Origin of the sequence: Yersinia sp. FDAARGOS_228 (assembly GCF_002073315.2) — a bacterium.
Classification (GTDB): Bacteria; Pseudomonadota; Gammaproteobacteria; order Enterobacterales; family Enterobacteriaceae; genus Yersinia; species Yersinia intermedia.
The window spans coordinates 3,499,888-3,520,930 of sequence record NZ_CP020409.2 but is presented as its reverse complement, the minus strand read 5'-3'; the positions used below and the strand labels follow the sequence as shown (position 1 = coordinate 3,520,930).

The following is a 21,043-nucleotide window of genomic DNA, read 5'->3' as shown; positions in this document are numbered from 1 at the left end:
TAACAAAGAAAAATGGTTAATAGGCGGGAGCCATTCCCGCCAATTTATTTCCGGTCATTAAATACGGCTTATACGAAAGGAGGTTGTTTTTTTAGAATTTCATCAATTATATTTAATACACCAGAGTCGTTATTTGATTCGGCCTGATATTTTGCTATTTGTTTAATGTTATCTGGCGCATTTGCCATAGCATAACCAAAGCCTGCGTACTGCAACATCTCAATATCATTACCACCATCGCCAAAAGTGACAACCTCTTGATCAGTTACATTCCACATTTTTTGGAGCAATTTAATGCCATTGGCTTTGTGAATACCCGGTATTATAAGGTCTACAGAACCATGCCCACTTGAGACTGGTGTTACGATACCTGCGAGTTCCTGCTCAATAAATATCATAAAGTCTGCCAGTTTCTCATTGGGTAAACTTATCGCAAATTTGAATGCAGGCTCTGTCACTTGTTCGAAATCATCGATGATTTTGAGACGATGGTAGTATTTACTCATGGTCGTATAGAAATAGTTATCTGAGGAACGCAGCATGTAAGCGCTATTTTTCCCACAAACAATCACATCAAGATAGGGGATGGGTAGTAGCGTTTTTAGCACTTTATTGCCCTTTTCCGCGGAGATTGCACCGCAGAAAATTTCAGTATTTTCGTTACTGACATAAGCCCCATTTTCAGCAACAAAAGCGATTTCATTGGCTATATCAGGGAAAAAGGAAATTAACTGGTAATATTGATTGCCACTGGCAACCACAAATTTTATTCCATTCTCCTTTAGTTGTGAATATTGAGTACTAAACCGCGCCCTATCAAAACTCATTTGATCATTGAGAAAGGTTCCGTCCATATCAACGGCAATTATTTTAATGCTCATATAAATTCCCTCTTTAACATATTGGTTTGATAGAAAATATTTTGGCATAGTCCATTGAAAAAAAAGCTAGCATAATTTTGCTAGCAGGTAAAATTACCATACTCAGTCAAATTTTTATCTTCAAAAAACGGGTTGCCCCACAATCCTGCTACTTTATTTTCGGTAGAGAAATGTTTAGTCAGTGGGGTATTTCAGTTTAAATGCTCCTACTGCTATGACAATAAATGTCAGAGCAACAACGGTGAATGCCGTGTAAAGGTCAGTTAAGTGCGCAATAAAACCGATCAGTGCCGGTCCGCCCAAGATACCGAAGTAACCCAGTGTTGCTACCATGGCGACTGACATGTTTACCGGCATTACTTTTTCCTGCCCAGCAAGAGTGATAAGTACCGGAACAATATTAGCTGCTCCTATACCTACCAGAGCAAAGCCAAGCAATGTGGATTTCCAGTCAGGTATGATGACGGCAATGGCATAACCGATCATGGCGATGACACTGCTAAAAATCAGCACCTGCTTACGTCCCAAAATACTGACAACTTTATCACCAGTAAAACGCATTACAGACATGGTGCCACCGAAAATAGCAAACCCCCAGCCAGCATGTGCTATATCAAGACCACGGTTATTGGTTAGAAATACGCCACTCCAATCTAATACTGCGCCTTCTGCCATAAAACAAATCATGCACATAAGTGCCATTAATATGAGCCGGAAGTTGGGACGTGGTTTTGCTTTGGGTTGTTCATTAGGTTCTTTATGATCGCCAAAAGGGATTAATTCCTTGAAAACGACGGATGTGATTATAACCATTATTGCAACGGCAATGAGTGTTACAGGGAGGGGCATCAAGCCAAGAGTAAATAAAATTGCACCACCGCCAGCACCTGCAATTGAACCCATGCTGAATAAACAGTGGAAGCCTGACATCAGTGGTTTATCCGAGGATTGTTCAACCAGAGAGCCTTGGACATTAACTGCGACGTCCACTAAACCAATACCTGCACCAAAAAGGAATAGACATAATGCCATGAAAGGGAACTGATCAATAATTGCTAATGTGGGCAGGAAAACAGCACTAAAAGCGATGCCTAATAGTATTATTTTTCTACACCCGAAGCGGCCGATCAGTTTTCCAGAGAATAACATAGCGAGCAGGGAGCCCGTTCCCAGGCAAAGCAATAACATCCCCAAAGAACCTGCATCAAAATGAAGTCTATTCTGTGCATAGGGTACTAACGATGCCCAAAGGCCCATTGCAAATCCGGCTACAAAGAATATTGAGCGTGTCGATGTGCGCTTAGCCTGTGTATCCAGAGGGTAGTCGATGACATTGCTAGACATTTAAGCACCTTTTTCTGGTCAGTGGCAGCATGCAAGTAATGAGTACAAACCACTTAATAAAAGACTTATATTAAGTTATGAAATATACAATGGACACATGGCCTGTCAAGAACATTTTTGCCTATTAAGGTGGTTTACAGACTAGAGAGCAGGGGATACGGCGGTTAAGATAGCCTGAAGGCGCGAAAGGGGGTTCTAGAAAATTTTATCATCATAGATACCGGTGGGCACTAGATCTCAAATACCCGAAAATTATTGTAGGCATCAAGAGTGTATTCTGATATTCCATTGTGATAATCGTATTTAATGTCGTCGCGATAGACAAAACGGGGTATGTGTTTGCAATCAAATTTTTTGAGTAATTGAGCCGATAATTCTGCAATACAATTCTGACTGATATGCTCCCCCGAGATAGCTATGGTTACAGGGTTAATCATGGCGATCAACGATGAAGTAATATAAATAAGTCTTTGTTGCACCAGTTCATAGTGAGAATTTATTTTGCTTCCCAAATTGTCATAAAATGGCAGTTTCGACACTTCACCTGCAAATTGGCTTGCACCACGCAGCATTTTACCTGAAATAACAATGCCACAACCGGCACAATGTCTCGGCGGCATAAAAATATAGGCGATAGGCTCATTTATATTACGGCAGTGATTACGATAAAAGCCAAATGCGGTATAATTCATGTCATTTCCAACCTGAACAAAAACACCGAATCGGTTACTTAATAATTCAGTTATTGCCAATCCCTCCAGGCAGGTAATATCGCAAGTAAGTATTTTTCCATCCACAATAACTCCGGGCAGACCTAAGCCTATTGCTTTGATATTACTGAATTTATCTGCGAATTCTTGGATTTGCGCGAGTAACGTATCTTCAGTTAAATCAGTATATATTTTATCGTGCTCTACAATAGTTTTACCATCTGCAGATCTTAGGGATGACGATATAACGCCGGAGGTATCGTTCCCTTCAATATAAATGCTTAATATGCTAAAGTAATTTGAATTATATATATAACGCTTTGCTGGCCGACCACCACGTGATTCATCAATGGATTCTTCAATGATTTCACCCTTTGAGCATAATTCATTCAAAATGGTGCCGCATGTAGCCAAACTTAATCCAGTTTGAGCAGATATATCGCCTTTGGTTGCCGATGACAGCGATTTTAATGTGCTCGCAACCAGCATGATATTTTTTTGTTTCATCTGCCGAGTGGTATTAATCGGTATTGTGGTCATTTTGTTCACCAATGATTCAACTGAAATAAATATAACATGTTCGTTTTTATGAAGAAATAATTATCATGGCATTTACCTGTAGGACGTGGCGATTAAACTTTGCTATTAATACCCTTGACCCTACAGGGTGTTGACCAGATACAGCTAAAATTTCCGGTATGGAAAGTGGTGACGTATTTAGGTGCTTCAGCCGTAACCGAATGAATAAAATCTGTGGTTGGGCGACAGACTCTTGTTGATAGGGTTGCTAACATGGTGCATATACCGGACAAAGGAGAAGTACAACGATGGAAAATCGCATCACTTTAGCGCGAGTTTACGATGTTCAGCCACCATATCAAGCTAATACTTTTCTGACTGATCGGCTGTGGCCGCGAGGCATTAGCAAAACCCGCCTGCTAGGGGTGGTATGGTTAAAAGAAGTCGCACCAGAAAATGCATTACGAAAATGGTTTCATCAATGTTTAGATTGGCCAGAGTTTGTGGTGCGTTATCAGGCCCAGCTTGATAGCTCAACGGCCTGGCAACCTTTACTGGACGTACTGAAACAGCAGCCAATTACGTTACTGTATGGCAGTCGTGATGCGCAACAGAATCAGGCGGTGGTGTTGCGTGATTTTCTGCTTAGCAAGTTATAGTATTTTCTCTTGTAATACCCATACTGCGGCTTCAACCCGTGATTTCAGCTTCATTTTTTTCAACAGATGTTTGACATGAACTTTAACGGTGCTCTCTGCAATCAGTAGTTTTCGGGCAATGGTTTTATTCGGTAATCCTTTGGCAATGAGCTTCAGGATGTCGCGTTCGCGTGGGGTGAGGGTGTTAATATCGCGCTCATTATCAGACCGATTCTCGCGTAGGTTGATCGCCAGTATCGACATCAATGCGTCGCTAAGAACCATTTGCCCTGCTGCCGCATCATACAATGAGACCAACAAATCTTCAGGATCCATATCTTTTAGCAGATAACCATCGGCCCCGCGTTTTAAGGCACTGATGACATCATCTTGATGGTCAGAAACGGTAAACACAACAATTCGCCCGGATAGTGGCTGCTGACGCAATCTATCCAGTGTTTCCAATCCATTCATGCCTGGCATGTTTAAATCCAGCATGATCAAATCAGGATCAAGATTGGTGGCGAGAATAATGCCCTGAGCACCGTTACTGGCCTCACCTGCGATGGATAATCCAGGTGCCATGCTGATTAATTGCTTAATACCGTGCCTTAGCATCGGATGGTCGTCAATCAACAGAATGGTCGCGGCGTCTTGTTCACTCATGAATAATTCCTGTAGCTGAGAGGGTAAATACCTCGAACGGAATGACTTATCGATATTCTTCCTCATACTTGGCTATTACCCCATAACCAATAGGGAGTACTCCCTAATAGCCAGCAGGTGTATTACTCAGTTTCAAGAAAATATTCGCATCGGCAACCAAATGAAAATAGGCTATTTTTTGCCAAAAAAGCCACTACCCATAAATGATGTGTGGTTATTGTTAGCTGAAAGTTAACTTCACATCCTCTTGATGTAAATCAACTTTGTAATAGCCTCTGGTGCCTAGGGTGACGCATTACTTCCCGTTTGTGGTCACCCTGACTGAGGTTTTTATGTCGCACTCTCCGACGCCATTAACTAACTCATCACCTTCAGCTATCCCGACAAAATTGGCCGGTGGCCAATCAATACAGCAGTGGTACCCGGAAGATCCACAGTTCTGGCAACAGGTAGGGCATCGTGTCGCCCGGCGAAATTTGTGGATTTCAGTACCGGCATTGTTACTGAGTTTCTGTGTCTGGATGCTGTTTAGTGCGGTTGCAGTAAATCTGAATAAAGTGGGCTTTAACTTCACCACCGATCAATTGTTCATGCTGACAGCATTACCCTCGGTATCGGGGGCGCTGTTACGTGTTCCATACTCGTTTGTTATACCGGTCTTTGGTGGCCGTCGCTGGACGGCTATTAGCACACTGTTTCTGGTTATTCCCTGCCTTTGGTTAGGTATCGCGGTACAAGACAGCGATACCCAGTATGGAACATTTGTATTGATTTCATTGTTGTGTGGTTTTGCTGGTGCGAATTTTGCCTCCAGCATGGCTAATATCAGTTTCTTCTTCCCGAAAGCAAAACAGGGGGGAGCGTTGGGCCTCAACGGGGGATTGGGGAATCTTGGCGTCAGTGTGATGCAGCTTATCGCCCCTATGGCTATTTCAGTTGGGGTGTTCAGTGCTTTTATGGGGAGTGGCTATCCGCAAGCGGATGGTAGCCAGCTCTGGTTGCAAAATGCCGCCTATATCTGGATCCCATTTTTGCTGATATTCAGTGTGGCGGCCTGGTTTGGGATGAATGATTTGTCTGCTGCCAAAGCTTCGATCATCCAGCAATTACCGGTCCTAAAACGTGGGCATTTGTGGATTTTGGCCGTGTTATACCTGGCAACTTTTGGCTCATTCATTGGTTTCTCAGCTGGATTTGCTATGTTGGCAAAAACACAATTCCCTGATGTCGTTATCCTGCATTACGCCTTCTTCGGCCCGCTATTGGGTGCACTGGCTCGCCCGATGGGTGGTGCGCTTTCTGATCGCTTTGGCGGCATTCGCGTCACCTTAGTCAATTTTATCCTGATGGCAATATTTGCGGCATTACTCTTCCTCACCTTACCGGGTGCCAATGTTAACGGCTCCTTCTTTGCCTTTTTTGGCGTATTCATGCTGCTGTTTCTGACGGCGGGACTGGGCAGCGGATCAACGTTTCAGATGATTGCGGTGATCTTTCGCAAGCTAACTGTCGATCGGGTGACCCTCGCGGGGGGGAGTGATGAACAAGCGCAGCACGATGCCGTTAGAGAGTCAGCGGCGGCACTGGGTTTCATCTCAGCCATTGGCGCTATCGGCGGTTTCTTTATTCCTAAATCTTTTGGTACGTCGCTGGCCCTGACCGGTTCACCGGCCGGCGCGATGAAGCTATTCGTGGTTTTTTATGTGGTTTGCGTATTGATCACCTGGTTTGTCTACGGGCGCAAGCTTAACGCGGGTATGGCGACCAAAAAAACACGTTGACCGGTACGGTCCGATAAATAAGCAACATTGAGCAATGTTAATCCACTTATAAAAATAAACAGGGCTGTTATGTCCCCAATCAGGAGATCTCCCGATGAGCAAATTTCTTGACCGATTTCGTTATTTTAAACAACTTGCTGAGCCTTTTGCACAAAGCCATGGCCAGACACTGGACACCAATCGTGATTGGGAAGATGGCTATCGTAGCCGTTGGCAGCATGACAAAGTGGTACGTTCAACTCATGGTGTGAATTGTACAGGTTCATGTAGCTGGAAGATTTATGTCAAAAATGGTTTGGTCACTTGGGAAACCCAGCAAACTGACTACCCGCGTACCCGCCCGGATTTACCTAATCATGAACCCCGTGGCTGCCCACGAGGAGCCAGTTACTCCTGGTATTTGTACAGTGCTAATCGGCTGAAGTACCCGATGATGCGTAAGAATCTGTTGCAATTGTGGCGTGCCGCCAAAGTGCTGCACAGTGATCCGGTGGATGCATGGGCTTCAATTGTTGGTGACAGTGTACAATCAAAGGATTACAAGCAAGCCCGCGGCCGGGGAGGTTTTGTCCGTTCGAACTGGCAGGTAGTGAATGAACTGATTGCCGCCGCTAACGTCTATACCGCCAAACAGTATGGGCCAGATCGGATTATCGGTTTTTCACCTATTCCGGCAATGTCGATGGTTTCCTACGCGGCGGGTGCGCGCTATCTCTCGCTGATCGGCGGTGTTTGCCTCAGTTTTTATGACTGGTATTGTGATTTGCCTCCGGCATCACCGATGACCTGGGGTGAGCAAACTGACGTGCCAGAATCCGCTGACTGGTACAACTCATCCTACATTATTGCCTGGGGGTCAAATGTTCCGCAGACCCGTACACCTGACGCCCACTTCTTTACCGAAGTCCGTTACAAAGGGACCAAAACTGTAGCAGTGACGCCGGATTATGCAGAAGTCGCTAAATTGTGTGATCAATGGCTGAATCCGAAACAAGGAACAGACAGTGCCATGGCTATGGCAATGGGGCATGTGATCCTCAATGAATACCATCTACAACGACAAAGCAGCTACTTTGTTGAATACATGCGTCAGTACACTGACATGCCGATGTTGGTATTACTTGAGCCTCGTCATAGCGGCGATTATGCCGCCGGGCGGTTACTGCGCGCCGCCGATCTGGTGGATAATCTGGGAGAGGGGAATAACCCAGAATGGAAAACCATTGCCATTGACGGCAACAGCGGGCAGTTAGTCGCGCCGCAAGGATCTATCGGTTATCGCTGGGGTGAGAAGGGCAAATGGAATCTTGAGCAGCGCGATGGCAAAACGCAGCAGGAAGTCTCATTGCAACTCAGTTTATTGGGTCAACATGATGCTATTGTTAACGTCGGATTTCCCTACTTTGGTGGCGAAATCAGTGAGAATTTTCAAAGTGTTGCACTTGAGGAAGTACTGCAACACAAGTTGCCGGTAAAACGGTTGCAATTAGCCGATGGCAGTGAAGCACTGGTGACCAGTGTTTATGACCTGATGATGGCAAACTATGGCCTGGATCGTGGTTTGGTTGATGACAACTGCGCCAGTAGTTATGACGATATAAAAGCTTATACCCCTGCCTGGGCTGAAAAAATTACTGGCGTTGCACGTCAGGATATTATCCGTATTGCGCGTGAATTTGCGGATAATGCAGAGAAGACCCATGGCCGTTCGATGATTATCGTCGGGGCCGGTATTAATCACTGGTATCACATGGATATGACCTACCGTGCACTGATTAATATGCTGATTTTCTGCGGCTGTGTTGGGCAAAGTGGTGGCGGTTGGGCGCACTATGTGGGGCAGGAAAAACTGCGACCACAAACCGGCTGGTTACCTTTGGCATTTGGCCTCGATTGGCAGCGCCCACCGCGCCATATGAACAGTACGTCATTTTTCTATAATCATTCCAGTCAGTGGCGTTATGAGACCGTCAGTACCACCCAATTGCTCTCTCCGTTGGCCGACAGTTCGCGCTTTAGCCCAAGTCTGATTGACCTTAATGTGCGCGCCGAACGTATGGGGTGGTTGCCTTCGGCCCCGCAACTGAATTGCAATCCATTAACCCTTGCCGCCAGCGCCCAACAAGCCGGTCAAACACCGGTGGAATATACCGTCGATAGCCTTAAAAATGGGTCACTGAGATTTGCCGCCGAACAGCCTGATGATCCACAAAACTTCCCACGAAACTTGTTTGTCTGGCGTTCCAACCTACTGGGTTCCTCCGGTAAAGGGCATGAATATATGCTCAAGTATTTGTTGGGTACGGAAAATGGTATTCAGGGTAAAGATCTGGGCCAGCAAGGTGGGGTGATGCCGGAAGAGGTTGAATGGCAGGATCAGGGGGGGGAAGGCAAACTGGATTTAGTTGTGACATTGGATTTCCGCATGTCCAGTACGTGCCTCTATTCAGACATCATTTTACCCACCGCAACCTGGTACGAAAAAGACGACATGAATACCTCGGATATGCATCCGTTTATTCACCCGTTGTCTGCGGCGGTAGACCCCGCCTGGGAGTCTAAAAGTGACTGGGATATCTACAAAGGTATTGCCGAAACCTTCTCTCGCGTTTGCGTCGGCCATTTAGGTCAGGAAACTGATGTGGTGACCTTACCCATCCAGCACGATTCGCCAGCCGAACTGGCACAGCCATATGGTGTGAAGGACTGGAAAAAAGGTGAATGTGAGCTGATACCGGGCCAAACCGCGCCGCACATTTTGGTGGTCGAACGCGATTACCCAGCAACCTATGCTCGCTTTACTGCCTTGGGTCCTCTATTGGATAAATTAGGTAATGGCGGCAAAGGGATTAACTGGAATACTCAGACTGAAATTGATTTCCTCAAAAAACTTAACCATACCCAGCCTGACGGCCCTGCCGCCGGACGACCAAGAATTGATACTGCTATTGATGCCGCAGAGGTGATTTTATCCTTGGCCCCTGAAACCAACGGCCAGGTGGCGGTAAAAGCCTGGCAGGCTTTGGAACAACTTACCGGTCGCCAACATGCCCACTTAGCACTGAATAAAGAAGATGAAAAGATTCGTTTTCGCGATATTCAGGCGCAACCGCGCAAAATCATTTCCAGCCCAACCTGGTCTGGTTTGGAAGATGAGCATGTTTCCTATAATGCATGTTACACCAACGTTCATGAGTTGATCCCGTGGCGCACCCTTTCAGGCCGGCAACAACTTTATCAGGATCATGAATGGATGCGTGCTTTTGGTGAGAGTTTGCTGTGCTATCGCCCGCCAATAGATACCCGTGCGGCTCAGCCTTTGCTTAATAAGAAGCCGAACGGTAACCCAGAGAAAGCACTTAATTTCCTGACACCACATCAGAAGTGGGGCATTCACTCAACGTACAGTGACAACCTGTTGATGCTGACATTGTCGAGAGGTGGCCCTATCGTTTGGCTGAGTGAAGATGATGCCAAAGATCTACTGATAGAAGATAACGACTGGATTGAGGCGTTTAACAGCAATGGCGCATTAACTGCTCGTGCTGTTGTCAGTCAGCGAATTCCGTCAGGCATGACCATGATGTACCACGCGCAGGAGCGCATTATTAATATCCCCGGTTCTGAAATTACCGGCCAACGTGGTGGTATTCATAACTCAGTCACCCGTATCAGTCCGAAACCAACCCATATGATTGGTGGATATGCGCAATTAGCCTACGGCTTTAACTACTACGGCACGGTAGGGTCCAATCGCGATGAATTCGTGGTGGTGCGCAAGATGAATAAGATTGATTGGCTGGATGACGAACAGCAGAACGAGAGCAAAACCGGGGGCAAACTATGAAAATCCGTTCACAAGTTGGCATGGTTCTGAATCTGGACAAATGCATTGGCTGTCATACCTGTTCAGTAACCTGCAAAAATGTTTGGACCAGCCGTGAGGGTATGGAATATGCCTGGTTTAACAACGTTGAAAGCAAACCGGGACTGGGTTATCCGCACGATTGGGAGAATCAGGATAAATGGAAGGGAGGCTGGATCCGCAAGATTAATGGCAAACTGACCCCGCGCATGGGGAGCCGAGTCGGTGTCCTCGCCAAGATATTTGCTAACCCTGATGTGCCAGCATTAGATGATTATTACGAGCCTTTCGATTTTGATTACCAGCACTTGCACAACGCACCTGCTGGGAAACATCAGCCAGTAGCTCGCCCGCGTTCGCTGATTACGGGTCAACGAATGGAGAAAATCGAGAATGGTCCTAACTGGGAAGAGATCCTGGGCGGAGAATTCTCTAAACGTTCCAAAGACCAGAACTTCGCCCATATTCAGAAAGAGATGTATGGGCAATTTGAACATACCTTCATGATGTATTTGCCACGTTTATGTGAACACTGCCTTAACCCCGCCTGTGTCGCAACTTGCCCTAGCGGGGCAATTTATAAACGCGCTGAAGACGGTATTGTGCTGATTGATCAGGATAAATGCCGCGGCTGGCGTATGTGTCTGACCGGTTGCCCGTATAAAAAAATCTATTTCAACTGGAAAAGCGGCAAGTCAGAGAAGTGCATTTTCTGCTATCCGCGTATTGAGTCTGGTGAACCGACCGTTTGTTCAGAAACCTGTGTGGGGCGCATCCGTTATCTGGGGGTACTGCTGTATGACGCGGATGGCATTGAACAAGCCGCTGCGGCTACTGATGAGAAGAACCTCTACCAACGGCAAATGGATATCTTCCTTGATCCCCATGATCCGCTGGTGATTGCCGAAGCGCAGAAACAGGGTATTCCCTTAAGTGTCATTGAGGCTGCTCAACGCTCCCCAGTTTACAAAATGGCAGTGGAATGGAAATTGGCGCTGCCGTTGCACCCCGAATACCGAACCTTGCCGATGGTATGGTATGTCCCGCCGTTATCGCCCATTCAGTCAGCGGCAGACTCTGGTGCGCTGCCCCACAGCGGCGTGCTACCGGATGTGGAAAGCCTGCGTATCCCGGTACAGTATTTGGCCAACTTACTGACTGCCGGTGATACCCAACCGGTATTAATGGCACTGAAACGGATGTTGGCAATGCGGCACTATAAACGTGCTGAAACCGTTGAGGGTAAAACCGATCTCAGTGCACTGGAGGCGGTTGGACTGACGGAGGCTCAAGCGCAGGAGATGTACCGCTATCTGGCGATTGCTAATTATGAGGATCGCTTTGTCATACCATCCAGCCACCGTGAAATAGCCCGTGACGCGTTCCCGGAAAGTAAGGGGTGCGGTTTCAGTTTCGGTGATGGTTGCCATGGCAGTGACAGCCGTTTCAATTTGTTCAATAGCCGCCGCATTGATGCCGTTGATGTCACACGTAAGACTGACCAGGGGGCCACTCATGATTAGTTTGAGAATAATTTCACGTTTGCTGGAATACCCAGATGTTGATCTGTGGCAAAACCGGCAAGAACTTGTTGAGGCGCTCGACAACGCCGACGAACTCACGACGGAACAGGCTCATCTGCTCAGGCAATTTATCAACACATTATGTCAGAACGAATTGCTTGAGTGTCAGGCTAGCTATTGTGGCTTATTTGACCGGGGACGAGCCACCTCACTGTTGTTATTTGAACATGTGCATGGTGAGTCGCGCGATCGTGGTCAGGCCATGGTGGACCTCATGGCACAGTATCAACGTGCGGGGTTAGTACTCGACTGTAAAGAGTTGCCTGATTTCCTGCCTCTTTATCTTGAGTATTTGGCTAATCAGCCAGCGCAGGATATCACCTTGGGTTTGCAGGATATCGCACCCATTTTGGCGCTGCTGGGGGCACGGTTACATCAGCGGGATAGCGACTATGCCCAGTTGTTTGATCTGCTGTTAGTGCTGTCTGGCAGTGCTATCCGCAGTGAAAATCTTGGCGATAAAGTAGCGAGTGAAAGCCGGGATGACACAGCCAAAGCACTGGATGCGGTATGGGAAGAGGAGCAAGTGAAATTCCTCGGCACACAGGGGTGTGCATCAACTCAACAGGGGATGCCGCCAAAATACGTTGCTGATGCCGTACTACCACAATATCTCAGTATTCAGTCTGCATCAGAGGGCAAAAAAGTCGTTCAGTCCCATTTGGTGGCGGACAATAAAGGAGCCATCTTATGAGCTTTCTGAATAAATTCTTTTTTGATATTTATCCTTACATGGCTATGGTGATTTTCTTTGTGGGCAGTTGGTTGCGCTACGACTATGGGCAATATAGCTGGCGAGCAGGTTCCAGTCAGATGTTAGATAAGAAAGGTGTATGGCTGGCATCTAATTTATTCCACATCGGTATTCTGGGGATATTCTTCGGCCATGTGCTGGGTATGCTGACACCACATTGGATGTATGAATCTTTCTTACCGATAGAGATAAAACAAAAAATGGCGATGATTGCTGGCGGTGCTTGCGGTCTTATGATGTTAGTCGGTGGTGCCATGTTGCTACACCGCCGCTTGACTAACGCCAGGATCAGGGCAACCAGTACCCGGGTAGATATCCTGATTCTGATATTGCTGGTGGTGCAAGTTAGCTTGGGGCTACTGAGTATTCCGTTTTCCGCTCAGCATATGGATGGTAGCGAAATGATGAAATTGGTCGGTTGGGCGCAGTCAATTGCGACTTTCCGCACCGGTGCCTCTGGCTATCTGACGGATGTAGCCTTGATTTTTAAGTTGCATATTGTTTTGGGATTGACTCTTTTTGTCTTGTTCCCGTTCTCACGCTTGGTACATATCTGGAGCGTACCCATCGAATATTTAACTCGCCGTTATCAACTGGTACGTAACCGCCACTAAGCGTATCGATCCAGCCCGTAGGTATCGTGCTATCGACCTACGGGCTAACGATGGGCTTTAACTGGTGGAGTTTTGTTCGCGTAACTTAGCCAGAGCCACTTCTGAAGCGCTTATATCTTCCCGCGGGCGCTGTTTGGGCATTGTATCTATCGGTGCAGCAGCGACCTCAGTGGCGCGTTTACGTAAGCTAAACCAACCAGCAACCAATAATAGGGCCACCACCGGTAATGTGGCTATGGTCCAAGTCCCATTTGGATAGTCAAAAGCCATCATCACTAAAACACCCGCCAGGAAAAATAGTGTTAGCCAGGATGTGACTGGCGCACCGGGCATTTTAAACGAGACAGGTTTTGCCGTTCCCTGTTTTATTGCCTGACGTAATTTCATCTGACAGACGATGATAAATGCCCATGAGCTTATTATGCCCAAAGAGGCAATATTAAGAACAATTTCAAATACCTGTGATGGTACCAGATAGTTAAGTAATACCCCGAAGACATAGATACCCACCGTAACCAATATGCCGGCATAGGGAACAGATTGTGGGCTCATTTTAGACATAAATTTAGGTGCTGATCCGCCCATGGATAATGAGCGCAGAATTCGTCCTGTAGAGTAAAGCCCAGAATTTAAACTGGAAAGTGCAGCAGAGAGCACCACGATATTCATAATGGTCCCGATATAGGGGACGCCTAAATTACTGAAGAATGTAACGAAAGGGCTTTGACCTGCCTGATAAGCATTCCATGGTAGTAGGCACACCAACAGCACCACGGAACCGACGTAAAAGAGCCCAATCCGCCAAATCACACTATTAATGGCTTTTGGCAGCATTTTTTCTGGGTCTTTACATTCACCGGCCGCCGTACCAATTAATTCAATACCAGCAAAGGCAAATATCACCCCTTGAACCAGTATCAGCGCAGGTAATAGCCCGTGAGGGAACAACCCGCCATTGTCGGTGATTAAGTTTAGACCAGAAGAGTGCCCGGCAACACTTTGCCCTGTGCCGAGGAAGACCACACCGACCACCAGAAAGATTGAAATGGCTGCGACTTTGATCAACGCAAACCAAAATTCCATTTCTGCAAACCATTTAACGCCAATCATATTCATGGTGGCGACAATTGAGAGTGCGCCCAGCGCAAATAACCATTGGGGAACATCAGAGAAGGTTCCCCAATAGTGCATATAAAGAGCTACTGCGGTGATATCGACGATCCCGGTCATTGCCCAGTTGAGAAAATACATCCATCCGGCAACATAGGATGCTTTCTCACCGAGGAATTCGCGGGCATAAGAAACAAAGCTGCCACTGGTTGGGCGGTGCATAACTAATTCACCGAGCGCTCTAAGAATAAAAAACGAGAAAATTCCACATACCAGATACACTAAGGCCAGTGCAGGGCCAGCCATTTGCAAACGGGCACCGGTACCCAAAAATAAACCCGTACCAATAGAACCGCCGATGGCTATCATTTGTATATGACGCCGCCCCATACTTTTGTGATAGCCCGTTTCATGAGAATCTAGCCAGCGTTTTTTAGCGGCTTGATGGGCCTCCACAGTGTTTTTTCCTGACATCATAGCTTTCCCTATTTTCCTGTCTGTCGTGCAATCATCGTGAATGTATTACAGCAACTGATTGCTAAAGGTTAATGCATAAATAGCGTCTTAGCGCCTTCGGTTATTATGGTTTTTATTGCTGCCACTGGATTCTGGGAGGGCATGCTATCGTTTCTATCGAGATGAGGCAAAAAAATATTCACTTATAAATTATTTTTTTTGTTCTATTACTGTAATCAGTAATTGCAAGTGAATGGTTAATTTATGTGCAGTGGGAATGCCTCGGTGCTCATGTATTGGTTGTATTTATAGGATGAAAAGTAAAAAAAACGTAACTCATTGTTACGCCCGTGAAAATAGAAGAATTACTTCCCGAAAATATATCTTGACTACATATAATTTAGCTCTAAATCATTTTCGTACTGAGTTTATTTTTTAAGACTATTTCTTGACATAGAATTGCAACTTATCTTATTAAAGATAAAAATCAGATATGGGTTTTATAGATATTTATTTGTGAATTTATAATTTATTTTTATGTAGCACAGTTAATATTCAGTATGATATTTATCTAGCAACTAGATTGTTGTATTAACGCGAGTCCATCTAATAGGTAAGTTGCAGAAACTCTTAATTTGTAAGATCGTGGGTTAGCGCTCAACGTGGAAAAGGGCAGTGGAATCCAGTCACTGGGCGGTAGGATTTTGTCGCAGTCAACTAATCATTCATTTAGTGTGTATCACAGGTTCACCAATAGACGAAGAGTAGCACCAAATAACAACAGGTCGTATTCAGTGTGGGTTTGTCTGTCAGCGACTGAAAAGTATAACAGACAAATCTCATCATCTTCAGATTATTTAATTACAAAACACCAAGTTAAGTTAATTAAAATAAACTTGACGATATCCTCGCAAATACAATATATCGCCACGGCTTAACTGTTTTTTTATTTTAAAGAGAGTGGTAGTTTGCCATTCTATATTCACATTTTAATCTTTTGTGTTGTTTTTAACATCAATGATGATTTTTGAATGCCAGATTGGTGGATGTTTCTCAGAGAAACATCAGTCAAAAGAATATCAAACCACTATAACTGGCTAAAGCAGTAGATCCATTACCTCCCGTTCCTTAGGTGCTACCCAACAGTAGGTCTAAAATGAAAAAAATAAATCAGGATATCGCTCTTACTCCCGTTGATGAGATTGACATGACGGGGAAACCTGCAATCAAGAGATTTATTGCGCATGTAAATCAAATGAGCATAAATACTATGCCAATGGCATTATTTATGACTATTTCAGCCATTGTATTCATTTCGGCTTATGCGAGCTATTTACCGAAAAACATGATTGGTGGCCTGGCCGTGATCATGACAATGGGCTTTGTTTTATCACATATTGGCCGTCATATACCTGTGTTGAAAGATATCGGTGGGCCAGCTATTTTGTGTTTAATGGTACCCTCGGTTTTGGTTTACTTTGGCATTTTCCAAACTAACACCTTGGATACGGTCCACTTGCTGATGAAAGAGGCGAACTTACTCTATTTTGTCATCGCCAGTCTGGTGGTTGGTAGTATTCTCGGGATGAACCGTGTGGTGCTTATTCAGGGGATGACCCGGATGTTTGTCCCGCTGGTGGTGGGCACCATTACGGCGGTGGTTACGGGTTTGTTGGTCGGTAAACTATTTGGTTTTACCCTTTATCACACCTTCTTCTTCATCATTGTACCTATCATCGGTGGCGGTATTGGTGAGGGTATCTTGCCATTGTCGTTGGCTTATTCGGCTATCCTTGGGCAAGCTCCTGATGTGTATGTTGCTCAACTGGCACCGGCTGCGGTGGTGGGGAATATTTTCGCTATTATTTGTGCCGGGGTGCTGGCTCGCATTGGTATGCGCCGTAAGGATCTCAATGGCGAGGGGATGTTAATTCGCTCGGCACAAGATAACGCAGTGTTCACCGCCCAAGAAGCGCCAAAGCAAGCCGATTTCCAACTGATGGGTGGCGGGCTACTGATGACCTGTGCTTTCTTTATTGTCGGGGGCTTGTTTGAAAAGATTGTTCATATTCCCGGCCCGGTGCTGATGATTCTAATTGCGGTGATGTGTAAATATGCGCAGGTTATTCCGTCGAAAATGGAGCAAGGCGCGCACAGTTGGTATAAGTTTGTCTCCACCACACTGGTGTGGCCGTTGATGATTGGGTTGGGGATGCTGTATGTCCCACTGGAAAGTGTCGTCGCCGTATTCTCTGTTGGTTACGTGGTGGTGTGTGGTGCCGTGGTGTTGTCGATGGCCGCAGTCAGTTTTATTATTGCGCCCTATCTGAATATGTACCCGGTTGAAGCCTCTATCGTCACCAGTTGCCACAGTGGGCTTGGTGGTACAGGGGATGTCGCTATTTTGTCCGCTTCGAACCGGATGTCACTGATGCCATTTGCCCAGATAGCAACCCGTATCGGCGGCGCATCTACCGTCATTGGGGCTACGTTACTATTGGGTTGGATTATGTAAATAATCGCCCAATAAGACTGACGTCATCAGCGGCATCCCTTAACGGATGCCGCTTGTTTTTTATGAAGACAGTTTTTGCGTGTGTTGTTTTATAAAAACAGGTTCCGGGCAGCGCGGCTCATTACTGGCAATACTGCTTTAATACTTCTTGCTGGCTGGGTAGCAACTTGTAGAGATAAACTGGCCGACCTGTCGCACCGTAAAGTACCTTAGTACTCAAAACTTCAGTATCAGAAAGGTAAATCAAATACTTGCGGCAAGAAACTCGTGAAATACCAATGGCGTTCGCCATCTGCTCGGTTGAAAATTCCCCATCCTGCATACCCTGAATCCATTCACACACTGTGCGCAGTGTTTGTGCTGTCAGCCCCTTTGGTAACTTCTTGCGCTCGGTTGGTGTCGCATTGCTACGCCGCAGTAATGAGTCGACATCTTCTTGAGCACAATATTCACGTTGCCCCAGCAAACTCTGTTTTTCACGGTAAGTGGAGAGTGCCTCTTCGAAACGAGAAAACTGGAAGGGTTTAATTAAATAGTCCACTACGCCGTATTGCAGTGCTTTCTTGATGGTATTCACATCAGTGGCAGATGAAATAACAATCACGTCAGTATGTTCGCTGAATTCACGCAACACTGGCAGCAAATCCAACCCATTGTCTTGGCGCATAAAAACATCCAACAACACCAGGTCAATGGGTTGTTCTGTCGTCATCAAATGTTCTTTAGCTTGCTGTAAACTGGAAACTGTACCACAGCAGTTAAAGCCTGCCACTTGGCTCAGATAACACTTGTTCAGCTCAGCTACCATTGCATCATCATCTACTATCAATACATTAATCATGATTTACCGCGCTGATGTTGTAAGGAAGGTTGATAAAGAACTGGGTAAAAACGCCAGCTTCAGAATCAAATTCTATATTGCCACCAATACTCTCTAAACTCTGGCGGACCAGACTCAAACCGATACCGTGTTCAGTCCCTTTGGTGGAGAAACCATTATCAAAAATACGGCTTTGCAATTCTGATGCAATACCTGGCCCATCATCGCTGACAACACAATGTACCCGGCCATTTTGATAGTGGAAGCTGACATTGATCTCCCGTTGACTCAGGCTACCGATGGCGTCCATAGCATTCTCAATCAGATTGCCCAACACCGTAATCAAGGTGGTGGTCACTTGTTCATTATCCGTATCGGGGAGCAGGCTATCGTCGCTGATGGATAAGGTTATCCCCAAATCGCGTGCACGGTTAATTTTCCCCAACAGAAAACCGGCTATCACCGGCGATTTTACTTTACGCAACAGTGATCCAATTTCTGCCTGATAATTATTGGAGGTTTTCACAATATAATCTTCGAGTTGCTGATAATACTTCATATGCAACAGGCCCAGAATGACATGAAGTTTATTCATAAATTCATGTGACTGCGCCCGCAACGCATCTGCATAGTGCACCATACCGGTCAAACGTTGCATCAGTTGGCTCACTTCAGTTTTATCGCGGAAGGTGGCGATTGCGCCGATAATATCGCCTTTTACTATTACCGGAACGGTGTTGGTCAGTAATATGCTGCCATTAAAGTTTATCTCTTCGTCACGGCGAGCGATGCCCGTTTCCAATACCTGCTGTAAGTACAAGCGCACCGGCCAATATTTGCTGGCATTACTGAGTAATAAGTTCTCCATCGGCCCACTTTGTTTAAATAAGCGCCGCGCTTCATGGTTAACGACGGTAATGCGTGAGTTGGTGTCAACCGCGATGACGCCTTCCTTAATTGATTGCAACATAGCGTTGCGCTGTTCGAATAAATTCGATATTTCATAGGGTTCGAAGCCCAGCATAATTCGTTTAAGTGCTTTGACCAAAAACCAGGTACCCAAGGAACCAATCAACGCACCAAATAATATGGTCCACGGAATGGTCCAACGCGTTTCGCTCACCACCGAATCAATACTGGTAAGTGAGATACCAATAGCAACTACACCTATCTGTTTGCCGTGCGGTTCATAGACCGGAATAAAAATACGCAATGCCCGTTCAAGCACCCCACGGTTTATCGCAATATTCTCTTTCCCGGCTAATGCTGGTTGCAGGTCATTACCGATAAAATGCTGACCGATCATTTCAGGATTAGGATGTGAGTAACGGATACCTTTTATATCGGTCACTACGATGAACAACAGGCCATTGGCTTTTTGAACTTCACTGACATAAGCCTGAATCTGTTGCCCGGCAGCCGGGTCACTCAATCCGTTAATAATGGTTGGCGAGAAAGATAATGCGCGTGCAACGGCGACGGCTTTGTTTTGCAAACTATCCTGTGCCATTTGACTGAGCTGAATAAAGAACAATGTGTGAACCACCAAAAGCACCGAGACAATTACCCCAGAAACCATCAAGGTAATGGTGGTGCTGAGCCGTAACGGCACTTTTTGCTTTGCTGCCGTTGTTGCGTTGTTCATGTCATGCTCCAGAGACACTGGCCAGGGTGATGCATAGACCGCTAAATTGAGGTAATGGGTATGGTGCGAATCAGCAGTAAGCTAAATAAACGGTCAAACTCAATGATTGCTTAGTTTACGCCGTTTATTTATTAGGATGCTAAGACTTAGAATTACTTTAACTACATAACGATTTATATAATTATTCAAACTGAACACGGTCAGGTGGTTTTATCATTTGCCCCAAAAGGGACCGCCAGAGGCTGTTTTAACATCAGTTCGGCTGGTGGAGGGCGGGGGCGATGATCAGTTCAATCTCTTTATCGGCCAGTTCTTCATGGGCAGTTGCTGATAAACTGCTATCAGTGATGACCACATCGAAGTCTGCAAGGGGTAATGCCAGATAGGTAGCTATTTTGCCGTATTTTGATGCATCAGCCAGTAACACGCGTTTACTGCTGACGTCACAAACGGCCCGTTTGACCACCACCTTATCTTCGTCTGGCGTAGATATGCCACGCAACCCCCAGCAGGATGCCGAAATAAACGCGATATCAATAGATAAGTTTCGTAGTGCTCGTGCCGCTGCCTCCCCGACACATGAACGGTTTTCACGGCACAGCGTACCGCCGGAGTGAATCATTCTGCATTGGCAGGATTCAATCAGAAAGTTGGCGATGACGAAGTCATTAGTCACTACCAATAAATCATCTCTGGCTTCCAATTGGCGCGCCAGTGCCAGTGTGGTTGTTCCAGCATCAAGATAAATACAGCTATTACGGGGAATATGCAGCGCGGCTGACATGCCAATGGCATTTTTTTGGCTGCTGTACATCTGTGTCTTATCCAGATGTGACGGTTCGGCGGCCAGGCGCTCAGTGGAGCGTACTCCGCCTGACACCGATAATACCGCACCTTGCTCTTCCAGTTTCTGCACGTCGCGGCGAATCGTCATGTGCGATACGCCTAAACGATCGGTCAATTCAGCAATGCTAACCACTCCACGCTCGGCAACCAGTGCCAGTATCTGTTGGTGACGTTCAACCGGTATCACATTAACTCCTCGCCAGGTTCGCCCCTTTCGGGGATAGGATGGTAATTAATGTGATTATACGCCAAGAGTGAAAATTTCTTTCTCATTTTTTAACGTAAATGTTACGTGG

At 46.0% G+C, this 21,043-nt stretch carries 15 protein-coding genes; 7 read left to right on the top strand and 8 right to left on the bottom strand.

Annotated elements, in window-relative coordinates; translation table 11 throughout:
• Positions 1-68 precede the first annotated feature (68 nt).
• From A6J67_RS16225 to A6J67_RS16215, 3 genes are all read right to left on the bottom strand, one after another.
• Positions 69-881 carry a Cof-type HAD-IIB family hydrolase gene (locus A6J67_RS16225; RefSeq protein WP_032906251.1) on the bottom strand — a complete coding sequence of 271 codons (813 nt, stop codon included), beginning with the start codon at positions 879-881 and terminating at the stop codon, positions 69-71.
• 174 nt (positions 882-1,055) lie between these two features.
• Positions 1,056-2,225 (bottom strand): MFS transporter, encoded by a 1,170-nt coding sequence (locus A6J67_RS16220; protein ID WP_032906252.1) that lies wholly within the window; start codon positions 2,223-2,225, stop codon positions 1,056-1,058.
• Between the two features lie 230 nt (positions 2,226-2,455).
• Complete coding sequence (locus tag A6J67_RS16215; RefSeq protein ID WP_050089189.1) at positions 2,456-3,475, bottom strand: ROK family protein; 1,020 nt, start codon at positions 3,473-3,475, stop codon at positions 2,456-2,458.
• Between the two features lie 287 nt (positions 3,476-3,762).
• Here A6J67_RS16215 and A6J67_RS16205 point away from each other — a divergent pair, with 287 nt between their 5' ends.
• Positions 3,763-4,113, top strand: a complete 351-nt coding sequence (locus A6J67_RS16205) for a DUF488 domain-containing protein (RefSeq protein ID WP_032906256.1) — start codon at positions 3,763-3,765, stop codon at positions 4,111-4,113.
• Here the strand turns inward: A6J67_RS16205 and narL are convergent.
• On the bottom strand, positions 4,108-4,758 hold the full coding sequence (narL, locus tag A6J67_RS16200) for a two-component system response regulator NarL (RefSeq protein WP_042569642.1): 651 nt from the start codon (positions 4,756-4,758) through the stop codon (positions 4,108-4,110). The genes A6J67_RS16205 and narL overlap by 6 nt on opposite strands.
• Before the next feature lie 332 nt (positions 4,759-5,090).
• Here narL and A6J67_RS16195 point away from each other — a divergent pair, with 332 nt between their 5' ends.
• The 5 genes from A6J67_RS16195 (at position 5,091) to narI (ending at position 13,355) form a co-directional block, all read left to right on the top strand.
• Positions 5,091-6,539: a NarK family nitrate/nitrite MFS transporter gene (locus tag A6J67_RS16195; protein WP_216594428.1), complete on the top strand. Its 1,449-nt coding sequence runs from the start codon at positions 5,091-5,093 to the stop codon at positions 6,537-6,539.
• Between the two features lie 94 nt (positions 6,540-6,633).
• On the top strand, positions 6,634-10,386 hold the full coding sequence (locus tag A6J67_RS16190) for a nitrate reductase subunit alpha (protein WP_080608258.1): 3,753 nt from the start codon (positions 6,634-6,636) through the stop codon (positions 10,384-10,386).
• Positions 10,383-11,927: a nitrate reductase subunit beta gene (gene narH, locus A6J67_RS16185; RefSeq protein WP_050084305.1), complete on the top strand. Its 1,545-nt coding sequence runs from the start codon at positions 10,383-10,385 to the stop codon at positions 11,925-11,927. The genes A6J67_RS16190 and narH overlap by 4 nt, the downstream gene beginning before the upstream one ends.
• Entirely contained in the window at positions 11,920-12,681 is a 762-nt protein-coding gene (narJ, locus tag A6J67_RS16180) for a nitrate reductase molybdenum cofactor assembly chaperone (RefSeq protein WP_050297484.1), read from the top strand. The genes narH and narJ overlap by 8 nt, the downstream gene beginning before the upstream one ends.
• Positions 12,678-13,355, top strand: coding sequence for a respiratory nitrate reductase subunit gamma (gene narI, locus A6J67_RS16175; protein WP_032906261.1), 678 nt, complete (start codon positions 12,678-12,680; stop codon positions 13,353-13,355). Before narJ ends, narI begins: the two co-directional genes overlap by 4 nt.
• A gap of 57 nt (positions 13,356-13,412) precedes the next feature.
• On the opposite strand, the gene ansP is transcribed toward narI, so the two are convergent.
• The gene (ansP, locus tag A6J67_RS16170) at positions 13,413-14,942 is read right to left on the bottom strand and encodes an L-asparagine permease (RefSeq protein WP_042569645.1); all 1,530 of its coding nucleotides are present in this window, start codon (positions 14,940-14,942) and stop codon (positions 13,413-13,415) included.
• A 1,135-nt stretch (positions 14,943-16,077) separates the two neighbouring features.
• Here ansP and A6J67_RS16165 point away from each other — a divergent pair.
• The gene (locus A6J67_RS16165) at positions 16,078-17,436 is read left to right on the top strand and encodes a 2-hydroxycarboxylate transporter family protein (protein WP_005184957.1); all 1,359 of its coding nucleotides are present in this window, start codon (positions 16,078-16,080) and stop codon (positions 17,434-17,436) included.
• 121 nt (positions 17,437-17,557) lie between these two features.
• Here A6J67_RS16165 and dcuR read toward each other — a convergent pair whose 3' ends face one another.
• The 3 genes from dcuR to ygbI all read right to left on the bottom strand — a co-directional run bounded on the left by dcuR (position 17,558) and on the right by ygbI (position 20,934).
• Positions 17,558-18,277 (bottom strand): two-component system response regulator DcuR, encoded by a 720-nt coding sequence (gene dcuR, locus A6J67_RS16160; protein ID WP_032906262.1) that lies wholly within the window; start codon positions 18,275-18,277, stop codon positions 17,558-17,560.
• A complete protein-coding gene (locus A6J67_RS16155; RefSeq protein WP_042569646.1) occupies positions 18,270-19,901 on the bottom strand; it encodes a sensor histidine kinase in 1,632 nt (543 codons plus the stop codon). The genes dcuR and A6J67_RS16155 overlap by 8 nt, the downstream gene beginning before the upstream one ends.
• 253 nt (positions 19,902-20,154) lie before the next feature.
• Positions 20,155-20,934 (bottom strand): DNA-binding transcriptional repressor YgbI, encoded by a 780-nt coding sequence (gene ygbI / locus A6J67_RS16150; RefSeq protein ID WP_005184965.1) that lies wholly within the window; start codon positions 20,932-20,934, stop codon positions 20,155-20,157.
• Positions 20,935-21,043: the final 109 nt, after the last annotated feature.

Bases quoted from the DNA above. Each gene is read 5' to 3' on its own strand.
- A6J67_RS16225 (WP_032906251.1), bottom strand. From the start codon at position 881: ATGAGCATTAAAATAATTGCCGTTGATATGGACGGAACCTTTCTCAAT.
- A6J67_RS16220 (WP_032906252.1), bottom strand. From the start codon at position 2,225: ATGTCTAGCAATGTCATCGACTACCCTCTGGATACACAGGCTAAGCGC.
- A6J67_RS16215 (WP_050089189.1), bottom strand. From the start codon at position 3,475: ATGACCACAATACCGATTAATACCACTCGGCAGATGAAACAAAAAAAT.
- A6J67_RS16205 (WP_032906256.1), top strand. From the start codon at position 3,763: ATGGAAAATCGCATCACTTTAGCGCGAGTTTACGATGTTCAGCCACCA.
- narL (WP_042569642.1), bottom strand. From the start codon at position 4,758: ATGAGTGAACAAGACGCCGCGACCATTCTGTTGATTGACGACCATCCG.
- A6J67_RS16195 (WP_216594428.1), top strand. From the start codon at position 5,091: ATGTCGCACTCTCCGACGCCATTAACTAACTCATCACCTTCAGCTATC.
- A6J67_RS16190 (WP_080608258.1), top strand. From the start codon at position 6,634: ATGAGCAAATTTCTTGACCGATTTCGTTATTTTAAACAACTTGCTGAG.
- narH (WP_050084305.1), top strand. From the start codon at position 10,383: ATGAAAATCCGTTCACAAGTTGGCATGGTTCTGAATCTGGACAAATGC.
- narJ (WP_050297484.1), top strand. From the start codon at position 11,920: ATGATTAGTTTGAGAATAATTTCACGTTTGCTGGAATACCCAGATGTT.
- narI (WP_032906261.1), top strand. From the start codon at position 12,678: ATGAGCTTTCTGAATAAATTCTTTTTTGATATTTATCCTTACATGGCT.
- ansP (WP_042569645.1), bottom strand. From the start codon at position 14,942: ATGATGTCAGGAAAAAACACTGTGGAGGCCCATCAAGCCGCTAAAAAA.
- A6J67_RS16165 (WP_005184957.1), top strand. From the start codon at position 16,078: ATGAAAAAAATAAATCAGGATATCGCTCTTACTCCCGTTGATGAGATT.
- dcuR (WP_032906262.1), bottom strand. From the start codon at position 18,277: ATGATTAATGTATTGATAGTAGATGATGATGCAATGGTAGCTGAGCTG.
- A6J67_RS16155 (WP_042569646.1), bottom strand. From the start codon at position 19,901: ATGAACAACGCAACAACGGCAGCAAAGCAAAAAGTGCCGTTACGGCTC.